Source organism: Actinospineispora acaciae DSM 45401 (genome assembly GCF_000620785.1).
In the GTDB taxonomy this organism is placed as follows: domain Bacteria; phylum Actinomycetota; class Actinomycetes; order Mycobacteriales; family Pseudonocardiaceae; genus Pseudonocardia; species Pseudonocardia acaciae.
In genome coordinates this window covers 793,156-813,648 of the sequence record NZ_JIAI01000002.1, presented here as the reverse complement: position 1 = coordinate 813,648, position 20,493 = coordinate 793,156, and the positions used below count along the sequence as shown (strand labels likewise).

The 20,493-nt window shown below is 71.7% G+C and carries 19 protein-coding genes; 12 read left to right on the top strand and 7 right to left on the bottom strand.

The genetic code is table 11. From position 1 onward, the window contains the following. Positions 1-184: 184 nt before the first annotated feature. The 3 genes from N912_RS0113435 to N912_RS0113425 are packed head-to-tail and all read right to left on the bottom strand — an operon-like array spanning position 185 to position 4,862. Entirely contained in the window at positions 185-2,839 is a 2,655-nt protein-coding gene (locus tag N912_RS0113435; protein ID WP_028922840.1) for a bifunctional acetate--CoA ligase family protein/GNAT family N-acetyltransferase, read from the bottom strand. After that, positions 2,836-4,002: an acetoin utilization protein AcuC gene (locus tag N912_RS0113430; protein WP_028922839.1), complete on the bottom strand. Its 1,167-nt coding sequence runs from the start codon at positions 4,000-4,002 to the stop codon at positions 2,836-2,838. Before N912_RS0113430 ends, N912_RS0113435 begins: the two co-directional genes overlap by 4 nt. Next, complete coding sequence (locus N912_RS0113425; protein WP_028922838.1) at positions 3,999-4,862, bottom strand: sulfurtransferase; 864 nt, start codon at positions 4,860-4,862, stop codon at positions 3,999-4,001. The genes N912_RS0113430 and N912_RS0113425 overlap by 4 nt, the downstream gene beginning before the upstream one ends. A gap of 110 nt (positions 4,863-4,972) precedes the next feature. Between N912_RS0113425 and N912_RS0113420 the strand changes: the two genes are divergently transcribed. From N912_RS0113420 to N912_RS62015, 6 genes are all read left to right on the top strand, one after another. Beyond that, positions 4,973-5,689, top strand: a complete 717-nt coding sequence (locus tag N912_RS0113420) for an iron-dependent transcriptional repressor DtxR (RefSeq protein WP_028922837.1) — start codon at positions 4,973-4,975, stop codon at positions 5,687-5,689. An 88-nt stretch (positions 5,690-5,777) separates the two neighbouring features. Then, the gene (gene galE, locus N912_RS0113415) at positions 5,778-6,746 is read left to right on the top strand and encodes a UDP-glucose 4-epimerase GalE (RefSeq protein ID WP_028922836.1); all 969 of its coding nucleotides are present in this window, start codon (positions 5,778-5,780) and stop codon (positions 6,744-6,746) included. Positions 6,747-6,972: 226 nt separating this feature from the next. Beyond that, entirely contained in the window at positions 6,973-7,782 is an 810-nt protein-coding gene (locus N912_RS0113410; protein ID WP_028922835.1) for an alpha/beta fold hydrolase, read from the top strand. After that, a complete protein-coding gene (locus N912_RS51625; RefSeq protein WP_051580130.1) occupies positions 7,779-8,375 on the top strand; it encodes a TetR/AcrR family transcriptional regulator in 597 nt (198 codons plus the stop codon). The genes N912_RS0113410 and N912_RS51625 overlap by 4 nt, the downstream gene beginning before the upstream one ends. Before the next feature lie 493 nt (positions 8,376-8,868). Beyond that, positions 8,869-10,308, top strand: coding sequence for a helix-turn-helix domain-containing protein (locus N912_RS63490; RefSeq protein ID WP_156993523.1), 1,440 nt, complete (start codon positions 8,869-8,871; stop codon positions 10,306-10,308). Positions 10,309-10,328: 20 nt separating this feature from the next. Further along, complete coding sequence (locus N912_RS62015; RefSeq protein WP_245645266.1) at positions 10,329-10,877, top strand: flavoprotein; 549 nt, start codon at positions 10,329-10,331, stop codon at positions 10,875-10,877. A 16-nt stretch (positions 10,878-10,893) separates the two neighbouring features. On the opposite strand, the gene N912_RS51615 is transcribed toward N912_RS62015, so the two are convergent. After that, positions 10,894-11,955, bottom strand: coding sequence for a DUF4192 domain-containing protein (locus tag N912_RS51615; RefSeq protein ID WP_051580129.1), 1,062 nt, complete (start codon positions 11,953-11,955; stop codon positions 10,894-10,896). 217 nt (positions 11,956-12,172) lie between these two features. Between N912_RS51615 and sthA the strand changes: the two genes are divergently transcribed. Continuing rightward, complete coding sequence (sthA, locus tag N912_RS51610) at positions 12,173-13,612, top strand: Si-specific NAD(P)(+) transhydrogenase (protein ID WP_051580288.1); 1,440 nt, start codon at positions 12,173-12,175, stop codon at positions 13,610-13,612. Here sthA and N912_RS51605 read toward each other — a convergent pair. Continuing rightward, positions 13,551-15,215, bottom strand: a complete 1,665-nt coding sequence (locus N912_RS51605) for a PucR family transcriptional regulator (protein ID WP_051580128.1) — start codon at positions 15,213-15,215, stop codon at positions 13,551-13,553. The genes sthA and N912_RS51605 overlap by 62 nt on opposite strands. A 125-nt stretch (positions 15,216-15,340) precedes the next feature. On the opposite strand from N912_RS51605, the gene pruA reads away from it, so the two are divergent. From pruA to N912_RS63485, 4 genes are all read left to right on the top strand, one after another. Next, complete coding sequence (gene pruA, locus N912_RS0113380; RefSeq protein ID WP_028922833.1) at positions 15,341-16,966, top strand: L-glutamate gamma-semialdehyde dehydrogenase; 1,626 nt, start codon at positions 15,341-15,343, stop codon at positions 16,964-16,966. 2 nt (positions 16,967-16,968) lie between these two features. Next, the gene (locus tag N912_RS0113375; RefSeq protein ID WP_028922832.1) at positions 16,969-17,883 is read left to right on the top strand and encodes a proline dehydrogenase family protein; all 915 of its coding nucleotides are present in this window, start codon (positions 16,969-16,971) and stop codon (positions 17,881-17,883) included. 27 nt (positions 17,884-17,910) lie between these two features. Continuing rightward, positions 17,911-19,398 (top strand): APC family permease, encoded by a 1,488-nt coding sequence (locus tag N912_RS51600; protein WP_051580127.1) that lies wholly within the window; start codon positions 17,911-17,913, stop codon positions 19,396-19,398. A gap of 75 nt (positions 19,399-19,473) precedes the next feature. Then, entirely contained in the window at positions 19,474-19,620 is a 147-nt protein-coding gene (locus N912_RS63485; protein WP_156993520.1) for a hypothetical protein, read from the top strand. A 2-nt stretch (positions 19,621-19,622) separates the two neighbouring features. Here N912_RS63485 and N912_RS0113360 read toward each other — a convergent pair whose 3' ends face one another. Both N912_RS0113360 and N912_RS0113355 read right to left on the bottom strand, forming a co-directional pair. Continuing rightward, positions 19,623-20,009, bottom strand: a complete 387-nt coding sequence (locus tag N912_RS0113360) for a type II toxin-antitoxin system VapC family toxin (protein ID WP_028922831.1) — start codon at positions 20,007-20,009, stop codon at positions 19,623-19,625. Further along, on the bottom strand, positions 19,993-20,232 hold the full coding sequence (locus N912_RS0113355) for a type II toxin-antitoxin system Phd/YefM family antitoxin (RefSeq protein ID WP_028922830.1): 240 nt from the start codon (positions 20,230-20,232) through the stop codon (positions 19,993-19,995). The genes N912_RS0113360 and N912_RS0113355 overlap by 17 nt, the downstream gene beginning before the upstream one ends. Positions 20,233-20,334: 102 nt before the next feature. Between N912_RS0113355 and N912_RS63480 the strand changes: the two genes are divergently transcribed. Continuing rightward, the gene (locus tag N912_RS63480) at positions 20,335-20,493 is read left to right on the top strand and encodes a hypothetical protein (RefSeq protein ID WP_156993517.1); all 159 of its coding nucleotides are present in this window, start codon (positions 20,335-20,337) and stop codon (positions 20,491-20,493) included.

The following is a 20,493-nucleotide window of genomic DNA, read 5'->3' as shown; positions in this document are numbered from 1 at the left end:
TCCTCCCGTGATCGGTGAACTCTCACCAGGTACGACCACCGGGAACGCCGAAACTCACCGGGGCAAGTACGAACGGTCCGTTAGCGGCGATCCAGGTGGATGCATCGCAAGGCGGAGGAGGGGGCCGATACCGGGTTTGTATCGGCCCCCGACGACAACGCCGCGAGGCGCCGCCTGGGCGCCGCTAACGGAGGCGGCGGGGGCCGCCGTCGTGTCGGGTCGGCGGCGGGCCGAGCACGACGCGCGCGGAGGTGACGGACGCGGTCGTCGGGGCGGCCAGCACCGGGCGCAGTCGCAGCGAGCGCACCTCGGGCAGGTCCTCGGCCAGGCAGCTCACCCGCAGCGCCAGGTCCTCCAGCGCGGCCAGGTCGGCCGGTTCGGCGCCGCCGTAGCCGGCCAGCAGCGGCGCGGCCCTCGGCGCCCGGATCAGGTCGTGCGCGTCGGCGGTGCTCAGCGGGATGACCCGGTGCGCGCGGTCGCCGAGCAGCTCGGTGGCGATGCCGGACAGCCCGAACGACAGCAGCGAGCCGAACGACGGGTCGTCCACCACCTCGAGCGTGCAGGACGGGCCTTTCGGGGCCATCCGCTGCACGTAGAGCTCTTGGCGGCCGGTCACCCTGGCGAGGTCGTGGTATGCCGCGACCACGCCGGCCGCCGAGCCCAGGTCCAGCCTGATGCCGATCAGCTCGGGACCCTGCCAGCGGTCCCCGATCCCCTTGACCGCCACCGGGTAGCCCAGCTCCCCGGCCGCCGCGGTCGCCGCCTCCGCGGAGTCGACCAGCCGGAACGGGGTGACCTCGATCCGGTAGTGGGCGAGCAGCGCGGCCGTCGCGGCGTCATCCAGCGGGACGGGGGCCTCGCCGCCCCGGTAGTGCTCGGCGACCAGGGCGCGCGCCCGGTCGGTGTCGATGCCGTCGGGCCGGACGTACTCGCCCAGTGGCGCGTCCCGCCAGCGGGCGTAGCGCAGCACCCTGGCCAGCGCGGCCACCGCCCGCTCCGGGCTCGGGTAGCTGGGCACCGAGCCGCGGCCGGGCTGGCCGTCCGGCCCGGGCACGGCCAGCTCCGCCGGGACGCCCTCGACGGCGAGGAAGGTGCTCACCACCGGCTTGTCCACGGCGGCCACCTCGGCGCACAACGCCTGCGCGTACGCCGCCCCCGGGGTGGCCACCGGCGGCACGAACACCACGACCAGCGCGTCGGTGTCCTCGGAGCGCGCCGCGGCGGACACCGCCTCGGCGAACTGCTCGGGGGTGGGCGCCGCGCCGACGTCCACCGGCGGGCCGGCCGGCTCCAGCCCCTCGTCGAGCAGCGCGTCGGCCACCAGCACGCCGAGCGCGCTGGAGTTGCCCACCACGGCGACCCTCGGGCCGGTCGGGAGCGGCTGGTAGGCGAGCAGCAGCGCGGTGTCGAACAGTTGCGCCAGGGTCTGCACCCGGATCACGCCGGCCTGCTCGAACAGGGCCTGCACGCTGGTCTCGTCGGCCGGCGGCGGGCTCGCCCCGAACGAGGGCAGCGGCGCGGCGAACCGGCCGCTCTTCACCGCGACCACCGGCTTGCTCCTGGCCAGCCGCCGCGCCAGCCGGGCGAACTTGCGCGGGTTGCCGAACGTCTCCAGGTAGAGCAGCACCACGTCGGTGTCCGGGTCGGTCTGCCAGTACTGCAGCAGGTCGTTGCCGGACATGTCGGCGCGGTTGCCGGCGGAGACGAAGGTGGACAGCCCGAGCCCGCGGGCGCGCACGCCGGACAGGATGGCGATGCCCAGCGCCCCGGACTGGCAGAAGAACCCGACCCGTCCCCTGCCGGGCAGCTCGCGGGCCAGGGTGGCGTTGAGCCGCACGTCGGGCGAGGCGTTGGCCACCCCGAGCGCGTTCGGCCCGATCACCCGCATGCCGTGCGCCCGCGCCTCGGCGACCAGCCGGCGCTGCGCGTCCGACCCGTCCGCGCCGGCGTCGGCGAACCCGGAGCTGAGCACCAGCAGCGACTTGACGCCCTTCTCCAGGCAGGAGTCCATCACCTCGTCCATCCCGGCGGCGGGCACCGCGACCACCGCCAGGTCCACCTCGTCGGGCACCTCGGTGACCGACCGGTAGGCCCGCACCCCGCGCACCGAGCGGGCGTCCGGGTTGATCGGGAACACCGGGCCGGTGAAGTTGGCCCGCAGCAGGTTGGCCAGCACCGCGTGGCCGATCTTCTCCGGGTCGGTGGAGGCGCCGATCACCGCGACCGAGCGGGGGTGCAGCGCGTTGTGCACGCCGCGCGCCTCGGCGGCCTGCTCGCGGGCGTCCCGGACGGCTACCGATCGCTCGGTCGGGTCGACGTCGAACTCCAGGTGCAGCACGCCGTCGCTGAACTCGCGGCTGACCTGGTACCCGGCGTCCCGGAACACCCGCACCATCTGGTGGTTCTCCGCCAGCACCTCGGCCTCGAACCGGCGCACGCCGCTCTCCCTGGCGGCCGCCGCCAGGTGTTCGAGCAGGATCGAGCCGAGGCCGCGGCCCTGGTGGTCGTCGCGGACCACGAACGCGACCTCGGCGGCCGACGAGCCGTCCAGCTTCACGTAGCGGCCGACGGCGACGATCTCCTGCCCGAGCAGCCCGACGAAGGCCACCCGGTCGCGGTGGTCGAGGACGGTGAACCGCTCCAGGTCCCTGGGCGGGATCCGGGGGTACGCCCCGAAGTAGCGCAGGTAGCGGGTGCGGTCGGAGAGCCTGCCGTGGAACTCGACCAGCGCGTCCGCGTCGCTGGGCAGGATCGGGCGCAGGTGCACCACTCCGCCGTCGGAGGCGACCACGTCCGCTTCCCAGTGCCTCGGGTAGGTCGGCGTGTCGGCCACCGTCAGTCCCTCGGGTCGTCCGGGTCGAGGCCGTGCAGCGGGAACACCGCCCGCCGGGTCTCCATCACCGCCGGGTCCACCGGGTCGCCGCCGCTGCCCCACGACTCGAACTCGACGGACCCGCCCTCGCCCATCGTCGTCGGCACCGGGACGCCGGTCAGCCCGGCGGTGTGCGCGATCCAGTCCGCCGGGATGGACCGGTCGACGTCCACGTCGCGGTCCAGGACGGTGGCCAGCAGGTGTGTCCAGGACCGGGGCACCGTGCGGAACAGGCTGTACCCGCCGCCGCCCAGGGCCAGCCACTTGCCGCCGGCCGTGGTCTCGGCCAGCTCGCGCAGCGCCCGGTAGATCGCCCGGTGCCCGTCCACCGTCAGGTTCAGCTCGGCCAGCGGGTCCTCGTAGTGGGTGTCCACCCCGCACTGGGTGACCAGGATCGACGGCCGGAACGCGGTGAGCAGCGAGGGCACCACCGCGTGGAAGGCGCGCAGCCAGGCGCCGTCCCGGGTGCCCGGCGGCAGCGCCAGGTTCACCGAGGTGCCGGCCGCGTCCCCTTCGCCCACCTCGCCGGGCCAGCCGGTGCCCGGCCAGAGGGTCATCGGGTGCTGGTGGATCGAGATGGTCAGCACCCGGGGGTCGTGCTGGAAGGCCGCCTGCACGCCGTCGCCGTGGTGCACGTCGGTGTCCAGGTAGGCGATCCGGTCGAAGCCGTGGTCGAGCAGCCAGGAGATGGCCACCGCGCAGTCGTTGTACACGCAGAACCCGGCGGCCGCCGAGGCCATCGCGTGGTGCAGCCCGCCGGCGATGTTCACCGCCCGGTTCACCCGCCCGCCGGCGATCTCCCTGGCGGCCAGCAGCGAACCGCCGCAGACCAGCGCGCTGGCCTCGTGCATGCCGAAGAAGATCGGGTTGTCCGGGGTGCCGAGGCCGTGGCCCACCGGGAAGTGCGCCTCCGGCGCGGACTTGACGGCGGCCAGGTAGGACGGCTCGTGCACCCGCTCGATCTGGTCGTCGGGGGCCGGCTCCGGGGCGAGCGGCTCGATGCCGTCGAGCACGCCGAGGCCGGTGGCCAGCCGCATGGTGAGGTCCAGCCGGATCGGGTCGAGCGGGTGGGTGTCGCTGAGCCGGTAGCCGAGCAGCTCCGGCGTCCAGACCACGGCGGGCGGGGTCACTGTGCCTCCCCGACCGCGACCGGGCGGTCCGGGTCCGCGCTCCACTCCGACCAGGACCCGGGGTAGAGCGCCGCCGGGTGATCCGGTGGCCGCAGCCCGGAGTGCTCCAGCGCGAGCAGCACCGACGTCGCCGTCACCCCCGAGCCGCAGTACGCGCCGACGTCGGCCCCGTCCTCGACGCCGAGCCCGCGATAGTGCTCGGCCAGCCGCTCGGGGTCCAGCCACCGGCCGTCCGCGCCCACGTGTTGGGCGAACGGGGCGTTGCGCGCGCCCGGTATGTGGCCGGCGCGTGGGTCGACCGGCTCGTTCTCCCCGAGGTAGCGCGCCGGCGCCCTGGCGTCGAGCAGCACCCCGCGCCGGGCGGTGTCGGCTGCGGCGTCGGCGTCCAGCACCGGCATCGAGCCCGGCCGGGGCGTGAACGAGCCGCGCGCCACCGACGACACCTCGCTGGTGACCGGGAACCCCTGCCCGACCCAGCCGAGGTAGCCACCGTCGAGCACCCGCACCCGGTCGGCCGGGACGCCCAGCCAGCGCAGCAGCCACCACGCCCTGGCCGCGACCGAGCCGTCGGCGTCGTCGTAGCAGACCACCGACGACCCGTCCGAGACCCCTAGCGCCGCGAGGTCGCCCGCGAGCCGGTCCGGGTCGGGCAGTGGGTGGCGCCCGGCCGGCCCCGGTGGGTCGGCCAGCACCGTCCCCAGGTCGACGAACCGCGCCCCGGGCAGGTGCCCGGCCAGGTAGTCGGGCTCGGCGGGCGGGCCGCCGAGGCGCCACCGGACGTCCAGCGGAACGGGCCGGCGGCCCTCCGGAACCTCGGCGAGCTCCCGTGCGAGGCTCGCGGCTGAGATCAGCGGTGACACGCGGCCCATCCTGCTCCTTTCTGCTCCGTCGAGCCCAGTCACCCGGTCGGGTCGGGCGAATCTGTGGCCTCGTCAAACGGATACCATGGGTGTAGACGAAGGGCGGCACCGTGAACGAGCTCATTGACACCACCGAGATGTACCTCCGCACGATTTACGAGCTGGAGGAGGAGGGCATCGTCCCACTTCGGGCGCGCATTGCCGAGCGGCTCGCCCAGAGCGGGCCCACGGTGAGCCAGACGGTCGCCAGGATGTCCCGGGACGGTCTGGTGATCGTCGCCGGTGACCGGCACCTGGAGCTCACCCCCACCGGCCGGGCCCGGGCCATCTCGGTCATGCGCAAGCACCGGCTGGCCGAGCGGCTGCTGACCGACGTGATCGGCCTGGAGTGGGAGCACGTGCACGCGGAGGCCTGCCGCTGGGAGCACGTCATGAGCGACGCCGTGGAGCGCAAGCTGGTCCGGCTGCTCGGCGACCCGACGGTCTCCCCGTACGGCAACCCGATCCCGGGCCTCGACCAGCTGAGCAAGCCGGACGGCGAGGCCGACACGGTGGCGGCGGCCCCGGTCATGGAGCTCGGGCTGCAACGGCTCGACGAGTTCGCCCGCCGGGGCGGCGGCGACGTGGAGGTCCGCAGGATCGCCGAGCACGTGCAGGCCGACTCAGACCTGATGACCGAGCTCAAGTCCGCCGGGATCGTGCCCGGCCAGGACGTGGTGGTCGGCACCATCAGCCGGTTCGGTGACGCCGTGCCGGTGCGCGCCGAGGGCGAGCAGGCCTCGGTCCAGCCGCTGCTCGCGCACGCCGTGCTGGTCCGGGCGCGCTGAGCGACCGCCCGACGACCGCGCCGGGAGGCCGGCGTGAGAACGTGTGCGCCGAACACCTGGACCGAGACCGAGCGGGGGTAGGACTGGCGTGCGAGTGCTGGTGACCGGCGGGGCCGGGTATCTGGGCAGCGTGTGCGCGGCGCATCTGGTCGACACCGGGCACGAGGTGGTGGTGCTGGACGACCTGTCCACCGGGCACCGCGACGCCGTCCCCGACGGGTGCCGGTTCGTCGAGGGCGACCTGGCGGAGGCCGCCGCCCCGATCCTGGCCGAGGGCGTCGACGGGGTCCTGCACTTCGCGGCCAAGTCCCTGGTCGGGGAGTCGATGGAGCACCCCGACCGGTACTGGCGGGGCAACGTGCTGACCACGTTCGCGCTGCTGGAGGCGATGCGCGAGGCAGGCACGCCCCGGCTGGTGTTCTCCTCCACGGCGGCGGCCTACGGCGAGCCCGACCAGGTGCCGATCACCGAGGACTCCGCGACCCGGCCCACCAACACCTACGGCGCCACCAAGCTGGCCATCGACCACGCGATCACCTCCTACGCCGCCGCGTACGGCCTGGCGGGGGTGAGCCTGCGCTACTTCAACGTGGCCGGCGCCTACGGCCGCTTCGGCGAGCGGCACGCCGTCGAGACCCACCTGATCCCGATCGTGCTCCAGGTCGCCGCCGGCCAGCGCGCGTCCGTCCAGCTCTACGGCGAGGACTGGCCGACCCCGGACGGCACCTGCATCCGCGACTACATCCACGTCGACGACCTGGCCGAGGCGCATGTGCTGGCGCTGCAGCACGCCACCCCCAAGCAGCACCGGATCTACAACCTCGGCAGCGGCACCGGCTTCTCGGTCCGCGAGGTGATCGACGCCTGCCGCGAGGTGACCGGCCACCCGATCCCCACCCAGCCCGCGCCGAGGCGCGCGGGCGACCCCGCCGTGCTGGTCGCCTCCAACGAGCTGGCCCACCGCGAGCTGGGCTGGCGCCCGACCCGCTCCGACCTGACCCGCATCGTCACCGACGCCTGGCGCTTCGCCAGCGAGCGACTGCCCCACGACGCCTGAGCCGACGGCCGCGTAAGGCTGGGCCTCGGTTTCGTGGCGAGGTGATACGGCGACAGCGTGACCGCCGCGTGTTACCCACGTGGCCGTCACCGGCATCGACTACGCCGACGATCTCAACCTCGAACAGATCGTCGGTGGTCTTCATTCGGCGTTGTCCGTGAACCGCCCGCCGTCTAAGCTTTCGGTGACCGACCGGTCGGTCACCGAGGCTTGTCGGAGGCGAGCAATGCCGTTCATCAGCACGTCGGCGGGGCGGGTGTACTACGCGGAGCGCGGCAGCGGGACGCCCATCGTGATGCTGGCCGCGACCCTGCACGACCACGTCGACTTCGACCCCGTGGCCGACCGGTTGTCGGCCCGGTACCGCACCATCGCGGTGGACTGGCCGGGGCACGGCCGGTCGGAGCCGGTCGCCGGGGGCGCGCCGGCCACCGGACCGCTGTTCGCCACCGTGCTCGCCGAGTTGGTCGACGGTCTCGACCTGGAGCGGGCCGTGCTGATCGGCAACTCCGTCGGCGGCTATGCGGCCGCCCGGCTCGCCCTGGACCAGCCGGAGCGGGTCGCCGGGCTGGTCCTGGTGAACACGGCCGGGTTCGTCCGGCAGACCGCGATGCTCCGGCTGGGCTGCCGGGCGCTCGGCACCCCGTGGCTGAACCGGCTGCTGTATCCGCACCTGGTCACGGGCTACATGAGGGCACGCAACGGCCACGGGCGGGCGGTCGCCACCCGGGTGCGCGACCTGGCGCGCACCGCCGAAGGCTCTCGCCTGGCCGCCGAGGTGTGGCGCGGCTTTCCGGACCCGGCATACGACCTGCGCGCCGAAGGACCCCGGCTGACCATGCCGACCCTGCTCGTCTGGGGCTCGCGCGACATCGTCCTGCCGCTGCGGACCGGACACGACACCCGGGCCGCCATCCCCGGGGCGCGGTTCGAGACGTTCGACACCGGGCACGTAGTGTTCGCCTCCGACCCGGCCGGTTTCGTCGACCTGGTCGAACCGTTCATCGAACAGGTCACGGCAGGGACCGGAGCATGACCACCAGCCGGCAGCGGCGTGCCGCGCTCACCCGCGAGCAGATCGTCGAGGCCGGCCTGCGCCTGGGTGAACGGACCGGGCTGGCCAAGCTGAGCGTCAACCTGATCGTCGACGAAGCCGGCGTGGCCAAGGGGACGTTCTTCCACCATTTCACCGACCGCGCCGGGTTTCTGGTCGCCGTGCACCGGGAGTTCCATGACCGGCTGTTCGCCGACATCCTCGCCGCGGTCGCGGGCCTCTCCCCCGGACGCGACCGGCTGCTCGCCGCTGCCGGTGCCTACCTGGACAACTGCCTGCGGCATCGCGGCATCCGCGCGCTGCTGCTCGAAGCCCGCGCCGAGCCGGCCATCGGCGACGCCATCGCCGAGCGCAACCGGCAGGCCACCGAGCTCATCACGCCGGACTTCGCCGCGATGGGCTGGACGCATCCCGCCGAGGGCGCCGCGCTGTGGAACGGACTGGTCGTGGAGGCCGCCCTGCTCGAGCTCGCCGCCGGACAACGCCAGGACACCATCAGAAACGCACTGGCCCAGTTCCTGCAACCACGCAGCGACGGCCACCCGAGCCGTCATCGGACCCGAATCCGCGAGTAGCCGTTCAACAAGAGTCTTTCAAGACGCGTCGGCCCCCTCCCTCTAAACCACCTTGGCGCGAACCACCGGATGACAATTGCCTGCCGGACAAAGCCCAACTCTTTGTCCGGATAACGTGGTTCATGTATGGGTGTTCGCCGTAGCGGACCACGGCTCGAACGTCTGATCCAGGTTCAGGGTCGGCATGAGGCCACCACCACTCGCCCTCGGGTGGCACTTTCAGGCTGACACCACACGCGCACTTCTCCGACTCAACCATGGGAGACTCGGCTACTCTGCCTGGCCCGACGCAGGGCGCGGGCGCTGCGCCACCTGATCAGGTAGAAACTCAGAAAATCCCAGACTGAGGGATAGTCGCCAACTCTCTTCGAGCGCATGCCGTCAATCCACCGTTCGACGGCTCCCCCGAAGAACCCCTGGACAGTCCCCCAACGCTCGCGCCGGCCGGGGCATACTATGTCCCATCAATTCGCAACGGGGACGTGAGCACATCGTGCCTGATACCGACGCGGCAGCCCGGACCGTCATCGGGCTCCAGATCAAGCTCGCCCGCGAGCAACGACGCTGGTCGCAGGCCAAGCTCGCGGACATGCTCAACCGAGCCACGGGGTTCCGCTCCGCCACCACGGCCAAGTACGTCTCGAAGTGGGAGTGCGGCGAGCGCAACCCAGGCTACGTATGGGCGACCGTGATCGAACAGGTGCTCGATCTCGACTTGTCTGCCTCGGAGACCGCCGCGCCGGACGAAGGCGAGGCTGCCGCCGACGACACCTCGTCGGTCAGGCTGGAAGCCGTTGAGCTGATACAACCGCCAGTCACCGCGGCAGCGCACGTCGGGCACGAGGAACATGGACGCTGGGACAAGATCCTCGACTTGAGAACGGAGGGCGAAGCGACGCGGCGAAGAGATCTGCTAGGCACCGCAGGTGTGACCTTGCTCGGACTATCAGGGGACAGAGTAGGCGGCAACGACGCGTTAGCGTCTCTTTCCCGCGCGCTGACGACATACAGATCATTCGCCCCGCGGTCGAGCAGCTCAGTACCAGAACTCGACACGCTCACCGCGCAGACCAAGAAGGCGAAGAATCTATATCAAGGATGCCAGTACGCGACAACTCTCCGAGATATCCCTGCACTCCTCAATTCGCTCTCCTTCGCTAGCAAATTCTACTCTGGAGATGAGAAGCGCCACACCCTCGCACTATCGGCCGATGCCCACCACACCGCATCAAGCGTGCTATTGAAGCTTGGGGATGTCGGCTTGGCAAGCCTCGCGGCAGACCGCAGCATTCGAGCCGCCGAAGAGAGTGAAGATCCGCTTGCCATAGGCTCTGCCGCACGAATCGTTGCTCACACTCTTACGGCGAGCGGACATGCCGTCCGAGCGGCAACGTTTGCCAAGGACGTAGCTCAACATCTAGCACGTCACAGAAACAACGACGGACCCTCACTGTCCGTGTACGGCTCGCTTCTACTACGCGGAGCGATCGCGGCAGGAAAGGAACAAGATCGCGGCAGCGTAATAGAACTACTCGACGAAGCCGCGGCTGCGGCCGCCAGAATCGGCGGGGATCACAACTATCATTGGACGGCTTTCGGCCCCACGAACGTCCTACTGCACCGGGTGAATCTCCTGGTTGAGCTTGGCGACGCGGGTAGCGCGATCGACTATGCACGGGCGATCGACCCGGGCAGCATCGTCATCACTGAACGTCGAGCCGGACTCTACATCGATGTCGCGAAAGCGTTCACACAATGGGGGAAGTTCGATCGCGCCTACGAAGCGCTTCAAATGGCCACGAAGACTGCCCCTGAGGAAGTCACCCGGCCGTCAGTTGCGAAGTTCGCTGTCGATTTGATCTCGTATGCCCCGGCACCGGTCGCACAACAGATACGCAGCCTGCTCACGCAGACGGGGTGCCTGCAGGCATGACCCCACACAACGACCCTCCCGTGCTGTACCTCGTCGTCTGCGGAGCTGGTCCGGCCGCCGACGTAACCGTGTTGGTGTCAGCAGCCAAGGAACGCGGATGGCAGCCCTGCGTGATCGCCACTCCCTCGGCTACGCGGTTCATCAACCTTGAGGAGTTAGCACGTCAGACGGGGCGGCCGGTCCGCAGTGAACACCGAGAACCGGATGAACCTCGCGGTTCACTGCCACGGGCGGACGCCGTGATCGTGGCGCCGGCCAGCTTCAACACGATCAACAAGTGGGCACATGGCATAGCCGACACGTACGCCTTGGACATTCTCGCCGAGTCGGTCAGCTACGGCGTACCAATCGTCGCGGTACCCTTTGTCAATACGAACCTGTCGAATCGTACCCCCTTCAAGGAGAGCGTCGCACGGCTGCGCGACGAAGGCGTCACGGTCATCTTCGGCCCGGGGCAATGGGAGTCGCACCCGCCCGGTACCGGATCGGAGCGAGCGGCGGCGTTCCCTTGGCGCCTTGCGCTCGACTTGGCGACGAATGGCGGGACATTTACCCCCTCTTCTGGTTGAGCAGGGCGATCGAACGTCATCGGGGGTCCGCGCGGCGGGTCAGGAGTGCGAGCGCGCGCTTGCTGCCATTGCTGATCCAGTCGCGCAGCTCGTCCGGACCGAGCCCGGCCTCCAGGGCGGACTGGAGCATGGCGCTGAGCCGGTGGCCGGGCCAGGCCTGCTGGGCACGCTGCAGCGCGACGCTGGTCAGCGCCCCGTCGGCACGCAGCAGCGCGCAGCAGGCCAGCAGCACGGCGGGCTCGGCCGCCTCGGGGTCCGGCGCCTCGGTGACCAGTACGGACCACAGGCCCTCTGCCGCCAGGGCCTGCGGGCCGAGCGCCAGGCCGAAGGCCGCGTCCCGGACCAGCGGCTCGGCCAGCGCGAGGCACAGGTCCACCACGTCCTCGTCGTCCATCTCCAGCCGGCCGCTCTGGGCGTCCTCCACCCAGCGGGCCAGCAGGTCGAGGGCGGCCAGCCCGCTCGGCGTCACCGGGTCGCCGGAGCGGGACGCCTCGTCCACCCGCCGGTCGAGCAGCGCCGAGCGCCGCGCCAGCACGGACTCGTCGGCCGGCGCGACCATCCGTTCCAGCTCGGCCCGGTCCCGGTAGGTGACCTGGCCGGCGGCGACCATCGCGGGCGCCAGCGGGGAGCTGGCCGGATCGGGCAGCGAACCGGCGCAGCGGCACTTCTCGTAGCACCGCCACCGCGCGCCGGCCACCAGCTCCGCGGCCCACGCCCTGGCCTGCACCACCACCCCCGCCTCGGCGCAGGCCTCGGTCACCGCGTCCACCAGGTCCCGGCGCGGCGGGCCTTCCCCGTCGCCGCCACCGACCACCACGACCAGCGCCTCGTCGCACCGGCGGGCGGCCAGGCCGCCGGCCACGCCGCGCGCGACGGCGGCCACCGCGTGCGGCGGCGGCAGGTCCACCCGCAGGGTCAGCTCGATCCGGACGCCCTCGTCCGCCCGGGTGCCGACCAGCACCAGTGAATCGCTCGGGTGGAAACCGAGCAGGTAGGGGACGGCGATCAGCAGGTCGGCCGGGTCGCGCAGCCGCAGGTTGACCTGCTCGTCGGCGGGGCGGCCGGTGTCGAGGTTCATGCGACCAGGGTGCGTGGGCCGATCGGGGCGCGTGGGCCGGCGCGGCGCGGCTGTGGACAACCCCGGTTCGCCGCGGCGCTGTGGACAGCGGACCGCGCCCGACCGGGCCGACGGACTACCCTGCGCGACCGGTAGGAGGCGAGCGAAGCCCTTGCCAACGGAGGGTGCCGGCGTGAGGCTGGAACCGCGCAGTTCGCCGGCCGTGGAGGGGAAGCCGATGTACGACTACGACCTCGTCGTGATCGGGTCCGGGCCCGGTGGCCAGAAGGCCGCCATCGCCGCCGCCAAGCTGGGCAGACGGGTCGCGGTGGTGGAGCGCGGCAACATGATCGGCGGGGTGTGCGTGAACACCGGCACCATCCCGTCCAAGACGCTGCGCGAGGCCGTCCTCTACCTGACCGGGTTCGCCCTGCGCGACCTCTACGGCGCGAGCTACCGGGTCAAGTCCGAGATCACCATCGCCGACCTGATGGCCCGCACCCAGCACGTGGTGGGGCGCGAGGTCCAGGTGGTCCGCGCCCAGCTGCTGCGCAACCACGTCGACATCCTGCAGGGCACCGCCAGCTTCCTGGACCCGCACACGATCCGGGTCACCGGCGCCGGCCGGGGCGACAACAGCACCGTCACCGCCGAGAAGATCGTGATCGCCACCGGGACCAGGCCGGCGCGCCCGAAGCACGTCGAGTTCGACGACCTGCACGTGCTGGACTCCGACGGCGTGCTACACCTGGACCGGGTGCCCGGCTCGATGGTGGTGGTCGGCGCCGGGGTGATCGGCATCGAGTACGCCTCGATGTTCGCCGCGCTGGGCACCCGGGTCACCGTGGTCGAGCGCCGGGACCGGATGCTGGAGTTCTGCGACCCCGAGGTGGTGGAGTCGCTCAAGTTCCACCTGCGCGACCAGGCCGTGACGTTCCGGTTCGGCGAGGAGGTCTCCAGGGTGGAGGTCTCCGAGAAGGGCACGGTGACCAGCCTGGCCAGCGGCAAGCGCATCCCGGCCGAGACGGTGATGTACTCCGCGGGCCGCCAGGGCGTCACCGAGGAGCTGAACCTGCGCGAGGCCGGGCTGGAGTCCGACGCGCGCGGGCGGATCAAGGTGGACGGCAACTACCGGACGGCGGTCGAGCACATCTACGCGGTCGGCGACGTGATCGGCTTCCCGGCGCTGGCCGCGAACAGCATGGACCAGGGCCGCCTCGCCGCGCACCACGCGTTCGGGGAGCCCGCGCGCGAGCTGGCCGGCCTGCAGCCGATCGGCATCTACACCATCCCGGAGGTGTCCTACTGCGGCGCCACCGAGGACGAGCTGACCCGCTCCTCGGTGCCCTACGAGGTGGGCGTGTCCCGGTACCGCGAGCTGGCCAGGGGGCAGATCGTCGGCGACACCTACGGCATGCTCAAGCTGCTGGTCTCCACCGAGGACCGCACCCTGCTCGGGGTGCACGTGTTCGGCACCAACGCCACCGACCTGGTGCACATCGGGCAGGCCATCATGGGCTGCGGCGGCACGGTGGACTACCTGGTGGACACGGTGCTGAACTACCCCACCCTGTCCGAGGCGTACAAGGTCGCCGCGCTGGACGTGTTCAACAAGATCAGGGCGCTGGACGTGTTCGCGCCGGCACCGGCGCCCGAGCCGGCCGTGACATCCGACTGACCAGCACCAGCTGCAGGTGGCAGGACAGCCGCTCGCGCGGGTCCTCCAGGGTCAGCCCGGACACCGCCCGCGCCCGCCGCAGCCGGTGCCGCAGCGTGTTCGGGTGCACGTGCAGCGCGGCCGCCGCCACCCGCACGTCGCCCAGCGCGTCCAGGTACGCCAGCAGCGACCCGACCAGCTCGCCGCCGCGCCGCGCGTCGTGCTCGACCAGCGCGGCCACCCCGGGATGGCGCAGCTCAGGCCGCTGCCCGAGCAGGTCCAGCAGCTCCCCGAGCAGTACCTCCGCGCGCAGGTCGGAGATGGTCGCCACCCGCGAGGCCGAGGAACCGGACCGGGCCAGCGCGTCGAGCACCCGGTCGGCCTCGGCGCGCGCCCCGGACAGCCCGCCGAGCGCCGCCACCGGTGAGCCGACCCCGGCCCGCCACGGCAACCCGGTGCGGGACCGGATCACGTCCACCACGTCGCGCACCCAGGACAACAGCGCCGGCCCCACCCGGTCCGGCGCCACCCCGGAGAGCACCGCGTACACCCGCCCGTCCACGACCCCGACCAGCGCCGTCCGGTGGTACGCGGTGGCGTACATGGACACCACGTCACGGACCTGGTCGCGGTGCAGCTCGCGGGACGGCGCGTCCGGCTCCACCGGCCCGTCGAAGGCCACCACCAGCGCGGCGGCCGCTGGGTCGAGCCCCAGCCGCCCGGCGACCAGGTCGGTGTTGGCCCGCCCGGTGAGCAGCTCGACCAAGTGGTCGTGCGCGGGCGCCCCGCCGTGCCCGGCGCGGCGGCGCAGGATCTCGGCGGCTGCCAGCCGCGCGGCGCCGACCAGCGCGTCCTCGGCCTTCGCCGCGAACGGCACGCTGACCGGGTCGAACCGCTGCTGCACCCAGATGGTGCCCAGGTAGCGCGCGCCGGCCCGGATGCCGATGGCCAGCCGGGGCCGCACCCCCAGCTCCAGGTGCTCCTCGACGCGGACCACCTGCTCGCCGGCGCGCAGCCGGTCCAGCACGCCCCACTCACGCAGCATGGCCATGTAGTTCTCCGGCCCCTGCCAGCCCAGGATGGACAGCCGCCGCAGCTCGTCCACGCCGCCCTCGGACCGGGAGTAGGCCAGCACCCGGTTGCCGGTGTCCTCGATGCTCACGATCCCGCCGGTGACCAGCGCGGTGGCCTCGGCCAGCGCGAACAGGCCCTCCCCCGACGGCTCCGGTGCCGGCCCCGCCCCGGCGCCGAACTCCCAGGCCTCCAGCCGCTCGCGCAACAGCGCACCCAGTCGGTCCCACCGCACCTGTGGCCGGACCGCCAGCAGCGCCACCCCCGCCTCGGTCGCCGCCGAGGCCAGTTCGCTCACCGCCCCGGACGGCCCGGTCTTGACGGCCACCGCGACCGCCCCGCTGCGCGCCGCCGCCCTCAGGAACGGCAGCGACTCCCGCCCCCGCGCGCCGATGACCAGCACCAGCTCGTCGTGGTGGTCGCCGAACTCGTCGTCAGGGTCCAGGATCGCCAGCCCGACCACCGACGGGCAGCCCGACGCCGGCACCACCGGGAGGTCCGCCAGCGTGCCCTCGATCCCGTCGAGCAGCAGGTCCAGCCGAGCGCCAGCCATCAAGATTGTCCGATCCGACAACGAAGTGACGCCGACTATAACCCTTCGGCCAACGTTCCGCAGGTCGCGCGTGGATACCTTGCGTGCACTTACCCAGGTCTCCGACGTGCAGAGGTGCGGACATCATGGACGCGATCGCAACGACCCCGGCGCCGCGCAACGAGCCGGTCCGGGACTACGCACCAGGCTCGCCCGAGCGAGCCGGCTTGACCGCCCGCCTGGCGGAGCTGGCCGGCCGGGAGCACGAGCTCACCCAGACCATCGACGGCGACCAGCGGCTCGGCGCCGGCCGTTCCGTGGACGTCGTTCAGCCGCACAAGCACGCCCACGTCCTGGGCACCTTCGGCACCGCCACCGCCGACGACGCCAAGCTCGCCGTGGACGCCGCGCTGCGCGCCGCCGCGCCGTGGCGCGAGCTGCCCTTCGAGGCCAGGGCCTCGGTGCTGCTGCGGGCCGCCGACCTGCTCTCCGGCCCGTGGCGCGACACCCTGAACGCGGCCACCATGCTCGGCCAGTCCAAGACCGCGATCCAGGCCGAGATCGACTCGGCGTGCGAGCTGGCCGACTTCTGGCGGTTCAACGTCAGCTACGCGCGGCGGATCCTCGCCGAGCAGCCGAACTCCTCCCCCGGCGTGTGGAACCGGATGGACCACCGCCCGCTGGAGGGCTTCGTCTACGCCATCACGCCGTTCAACTTCACCGCCATTGCCGGCAACCTGCCCACCGCGCCGGCGCTGATGGGCAACACGGTGATCTGGAAGCCCTCGCCGACCCAGACGCTCGCCGCCTGGTACACCATGCGGCTGCTGGAGGAGGCCGGCATGCCGCCCGGCGTGATCAACATGATGACGGGGGACGGGAAGGCGCTGTCCGAGGTGCTGCTGGCCGACGAGAACCTGGCCGGCATCCACTTCACCGGGTCGACGGCGACGTTCCAGTACCTGTGGGGCCAGGTCGGGGCAAACATCGGGCGCTATCGCGGCTACCCCCGGCTGGTCGGCGAGACCGGCGGCAAGGACTTCGTGCTGGCCCACGCCTCGGCCGACCCGGACGTGCTGCGCACCGCGCTGGTGCGGGGCGCCTACGAGTACTCCGGGCAGAAGTGCTCGGCGGCCTCGCGGGCGTTCGTGCCGCGCTCGGTGTGGGACCGGATGCGCGACGACATCGTCGACGAGGTGCGCTCGCTGCCGATGGGCGACGTGGCCGACCTGTCCAACTTCCTCGGCGCGGTGATCGACCGCCGGTCCTACGACAAGCTCGACGACGTGCTGCGCCGCACGGCGTCCGACCCGGACTGCGAGGTGCTGGCCGGCGGCACCGCGGACGACGCCGAGGGCTACTTCGTGAAGCCCACCCTGGTGGTCGGCCGCGACCCGGACCACCACCTGTTCCGCACCGAGTACTTCGGCCCGCTGCTGGCGGTGCATGTGTACGAGGATGCCGAGTTCGACCGGATCCTGGACGTGGTCGACAAGGGCGCGCCGTACGGGCTGACCGGCGCGATCGTCGGCACCGACCGCGCCGCCCTGACCAGGGCCACCGAGGCGCTGCGGTTCACCGCCGGCAACTTCTACATCAACGACCGGCCCACCGGCGCGGTGGTCGGCCAGCAGCCCTTCGGCGGTGCGCGCGCGTCCGGGACCAACGACAAGGCCGGCTCGGTGTTCAACCTGCTGCGCTGGACCAGCCCGCGCTCGATCAAGGAGAACCTGAACCCGCCGAAGACCGTCCGCTACCCGCACCAGGGGTGAAGATGCTCAGGTCCGCACTGCTCTCGGCCGCCCGCTCGCCCGGGCTGCGCTCGGCCGCCGAACACTCCGCGCTGGCCCGCCCGGTGGTGGACAGGTTCGTCGCCGGCGCCGACCTGGACCGCGCGCTGGCCGTGGCCCGCCAGCTCACCGCCGACAGGTTCGTCTCCATGGACCACCTCGGGGAGAACACGACGTCGCGCGCCCAGGCCGAGGACGCGACGTCGGCGTACCTGTCGCTGCTGGACCGGGTGGGCGCCGAGGGCATGGCGGACCGGGTGGAGGTGTCGATCAAGCTGTCCGCGCTGGGCGCCGCGCTCCCGAACGGCGGCGCCGAGCTGGCCACCGACAACGCCGCGTCGATCTGCGCGCGGGCGGCGTCCGTGGGCACCACCGTCACCGTGGACATGGAGGACCGCACCACCACCGACGCCACCCTGGAGACGGTCCGCGCGCTGCGCCGCGACTTCCCGGACACCGGCGCCGTGCTCCAGGCCTACCTGCGCCGCACCGAGGCGGACTGCGCCGAGCTGGCCGGCCCCGGCTCGCGGGTGCGGCTGTGCAAGGGCGCCTACGACGAGCCGTCCTCGGTGGCGTACCGGGACCGCGCCGAGGTGGACGCCTCCTATCGGCGCTGCCTGCGCGTCCTGATGAACGGCCAGGGCTACCCGATGGTGGCCACCCACGACCCCGCGCTGATCACCTACGCCGAGGAACTGGCCGCCGCGCGGGGCAACTTCGAGTTCCAGATGCTCTACGGGGTCCGCCCGAGGGCGCAGCGCGCGCTCGCCCAGGCCGGCCGCCGGGTGCGGGTGTACCTGCCCTACGGCTCGGCCTGGTTCCCGTACTTCATGCGCAGGCTCGGCGAGCGTCCGGCCAACATGATGTTCTTCCTCCGCTCGCTCACCAGCCGGCACTGATTATCAGCACCACCAAGAGGGGAAACCATGACGACGTCGTCGCCCACGTCAGGTGGTACCGGAGTATTCCGCCGCCTGCCCATCGAGCACATCGCCGAGGAACCGGCGGAAGGCGGGCTCAAGCGGACGTTAGGACTGTGGCAGCTCACCGCGATCGGCGTCGGCGGCATCATCGGGGCGGGCATCTTCGCGCTGGCCGGCTCGGTGGCGAACCACAAGGACCACCCGGCCGGCCCGGCGGTGCTGATCTCGTTCCTGATCGCCGGGGTGGCCAGCGCGGCGGCGGCGCTGTCCTACGCCGAGTTCGCCGGCCTGATCCCCCGGGCCGGCTCCGCGTACACCTACGGCTACGCGGTGCTCGGTGAGCCGATCGCCTGGTTCATCGGTTGGGACCTGCTGCTGGAGTACACCGCGATCGTGTCGGTGGTGGCCATCGGCATCTCGGGCTACTTCAACGCCTTGCTCGGATACCTGAACATCAAGTTGCCGTTGTGGATGTCCGGCGCGCCAGGCACCGAACCGGCCGGGGTCCCCAGCGGCTCGTACAAGATCGACCTCTTCGCCGTCCTGCTCTGCCTGCTGATCGCGTACGTGCTCAACCGGGGGATGCGCAGCGCCGCCCGGTTCGAGACCAGCCTGGTCTACCTCAAGGTCGGCATCGTGCTGCTGGTCATCGTGGTCGGGGTGTTCCACATCAAGGCCGGCAACTACCAGCCGTTCTTCCCGTCCGGCCTGGCCGGTGCGTTCGCCGGGGCGGCGACGGTGTTCTTCGCGGTGTTCGGCTACGACGCGATGAGCACGGCGGCCGAGGAGTCCACCGACTCGCAGCGGCACATGCCCAAGGCGATCCTCTACTCGCTGGCCGTCTCGATGGTGCTCTACGTGCTCGCCTGCCTGGTGCTGACCGGCATGGTCCGCTACTCGGACATCGACACCAAGGCCGCGTTCTCCAGCGCGTTCGCCTCCGTCGGGCTCAACGCCGTCGCGATCGTCATCGCGGTCGGCGCGATCCTCGGCATCCTCACCGTCATGTTCACCTTCCTGCTCGGCGCGTCCCGGGTGGGGTACTCCATGAGCCGCGACGGCCTGCTCCCGGCGTGGTTCGGCAAGACCCACTCGACCCGCCAGGTGCCCAGCCGGGTCACCTGGGTGCTCGGCATCGCCTCGGCCGTGATCGCCGGGCTGCTCAACATCAACGAGGCCGCCGAGCTCACCAACATCGGCATCCTGCTGGCGTTCATCGTCGTGTGCGTCGCGGTGATCGTGCTCCGCTACCGGCAGCCGGACCTGCCCCGCGCGTTCCGGCTGCCGTGGATGCCGGTCGTTCCGATCATCGGCGTCGCCTTCTCGATCTGGCTGATCGCGTTCCTGGAGGCCAAGACCTACCTGCGGTTCATCATCTGGTTCGCCATCGGCCTGGTCGTCTACCTGTTCTACAGCCGGCGGCACTCGCGGCTGGCGCTGGTCGAGCAGGCGGAGTCGGAGGGCAACCCGCCGAGGCACGAGCGCCCCTGAAAAGTTTCTCCCCGGACGTGTTGATCCGGCGCGGGCTGGTTCGACGCATGGGCAGGAACCCACCGAGGAGGAACCATGACCGAGATCACCGCCACCGTCGTCCCCGCCCAGTCGACCGCCCGCGACGGCCGCGTTCGGCGCGCCGCCGCCGTGGTCTCGACGGTGGCGGTGAACGCGGTGGCCGCCGTGCTCGTGCCGCTGTTCCGCCGCACCGCCCGCTGACGTCACACCGTGGCGTCGACCACGAAGTCCCTGTCCAGCTTCAGCAGCACCCGGTCGGCCGTGAGGAGACTCAGGCCGGCCCGGTGCGCCTGGGCGACCAGCAACCTGTCGAACGGGTCGTGTCGCGCCAGCTCGGGAAAGTCGCGGATCGCCTCGGCGTCCTCGGCGTTGACGTTGAGCGGCGCGAACCCCTGCTCGACCAGGTGCCCAGCCAGGTCGGCGGGGACCGACAGCTTGCCGAGCATCGACTTGATGGTCAGCTCCCAGACCGTCGCGGCGGACACGAACACGCCGGGCGCCGAGCCGATCGTGTTCCTGGCGTCGGCGCCGAGCCGGGGGTTGTCGTCGAGGACCCAGAGCACGACCTGGCTGTCAAGAAGCAGCATCATCGCCGTAGAACATGCGCTGGATGTCCGGGTCGACCTCGGCGAACGCCGCGTCGTCGTAGCTGAGCTGGCCCTTCAGCCCGCCGAAGGCGACCCGCGAGGCCTGGTGCGGCACCAGGTCGGCGATCGGCTTGCCCGCCTTGGAGATCACAACGCGCTCCCCCGCCGCGACCCTCTCCAGCAGCCGCGACAGGTGGGTCTTCGCCTCGTGGATATTGACGTTCATCGCCACGCCCACAGCGTAGCTAGTCCGACTTAGTTTAGTCCAGAGCATGGTGCATCGACGGGAAGTGGTGCGTGCCGGGCGGGCGCGATCTACCGTGGTCACATGAGTACGTATGTGATTGAGGTCACAGAGCGCGAGCTTGCGCTGCTCACCGCGGCGTTGCGCTCGTTCCTGTTCGACTTCGGGCACGACCAGGCGGACCTGCAGCACACGATCAAGGAGCTGATCGCGAAGCTGCCGAAGGTGGAGCAGACGGCGTAG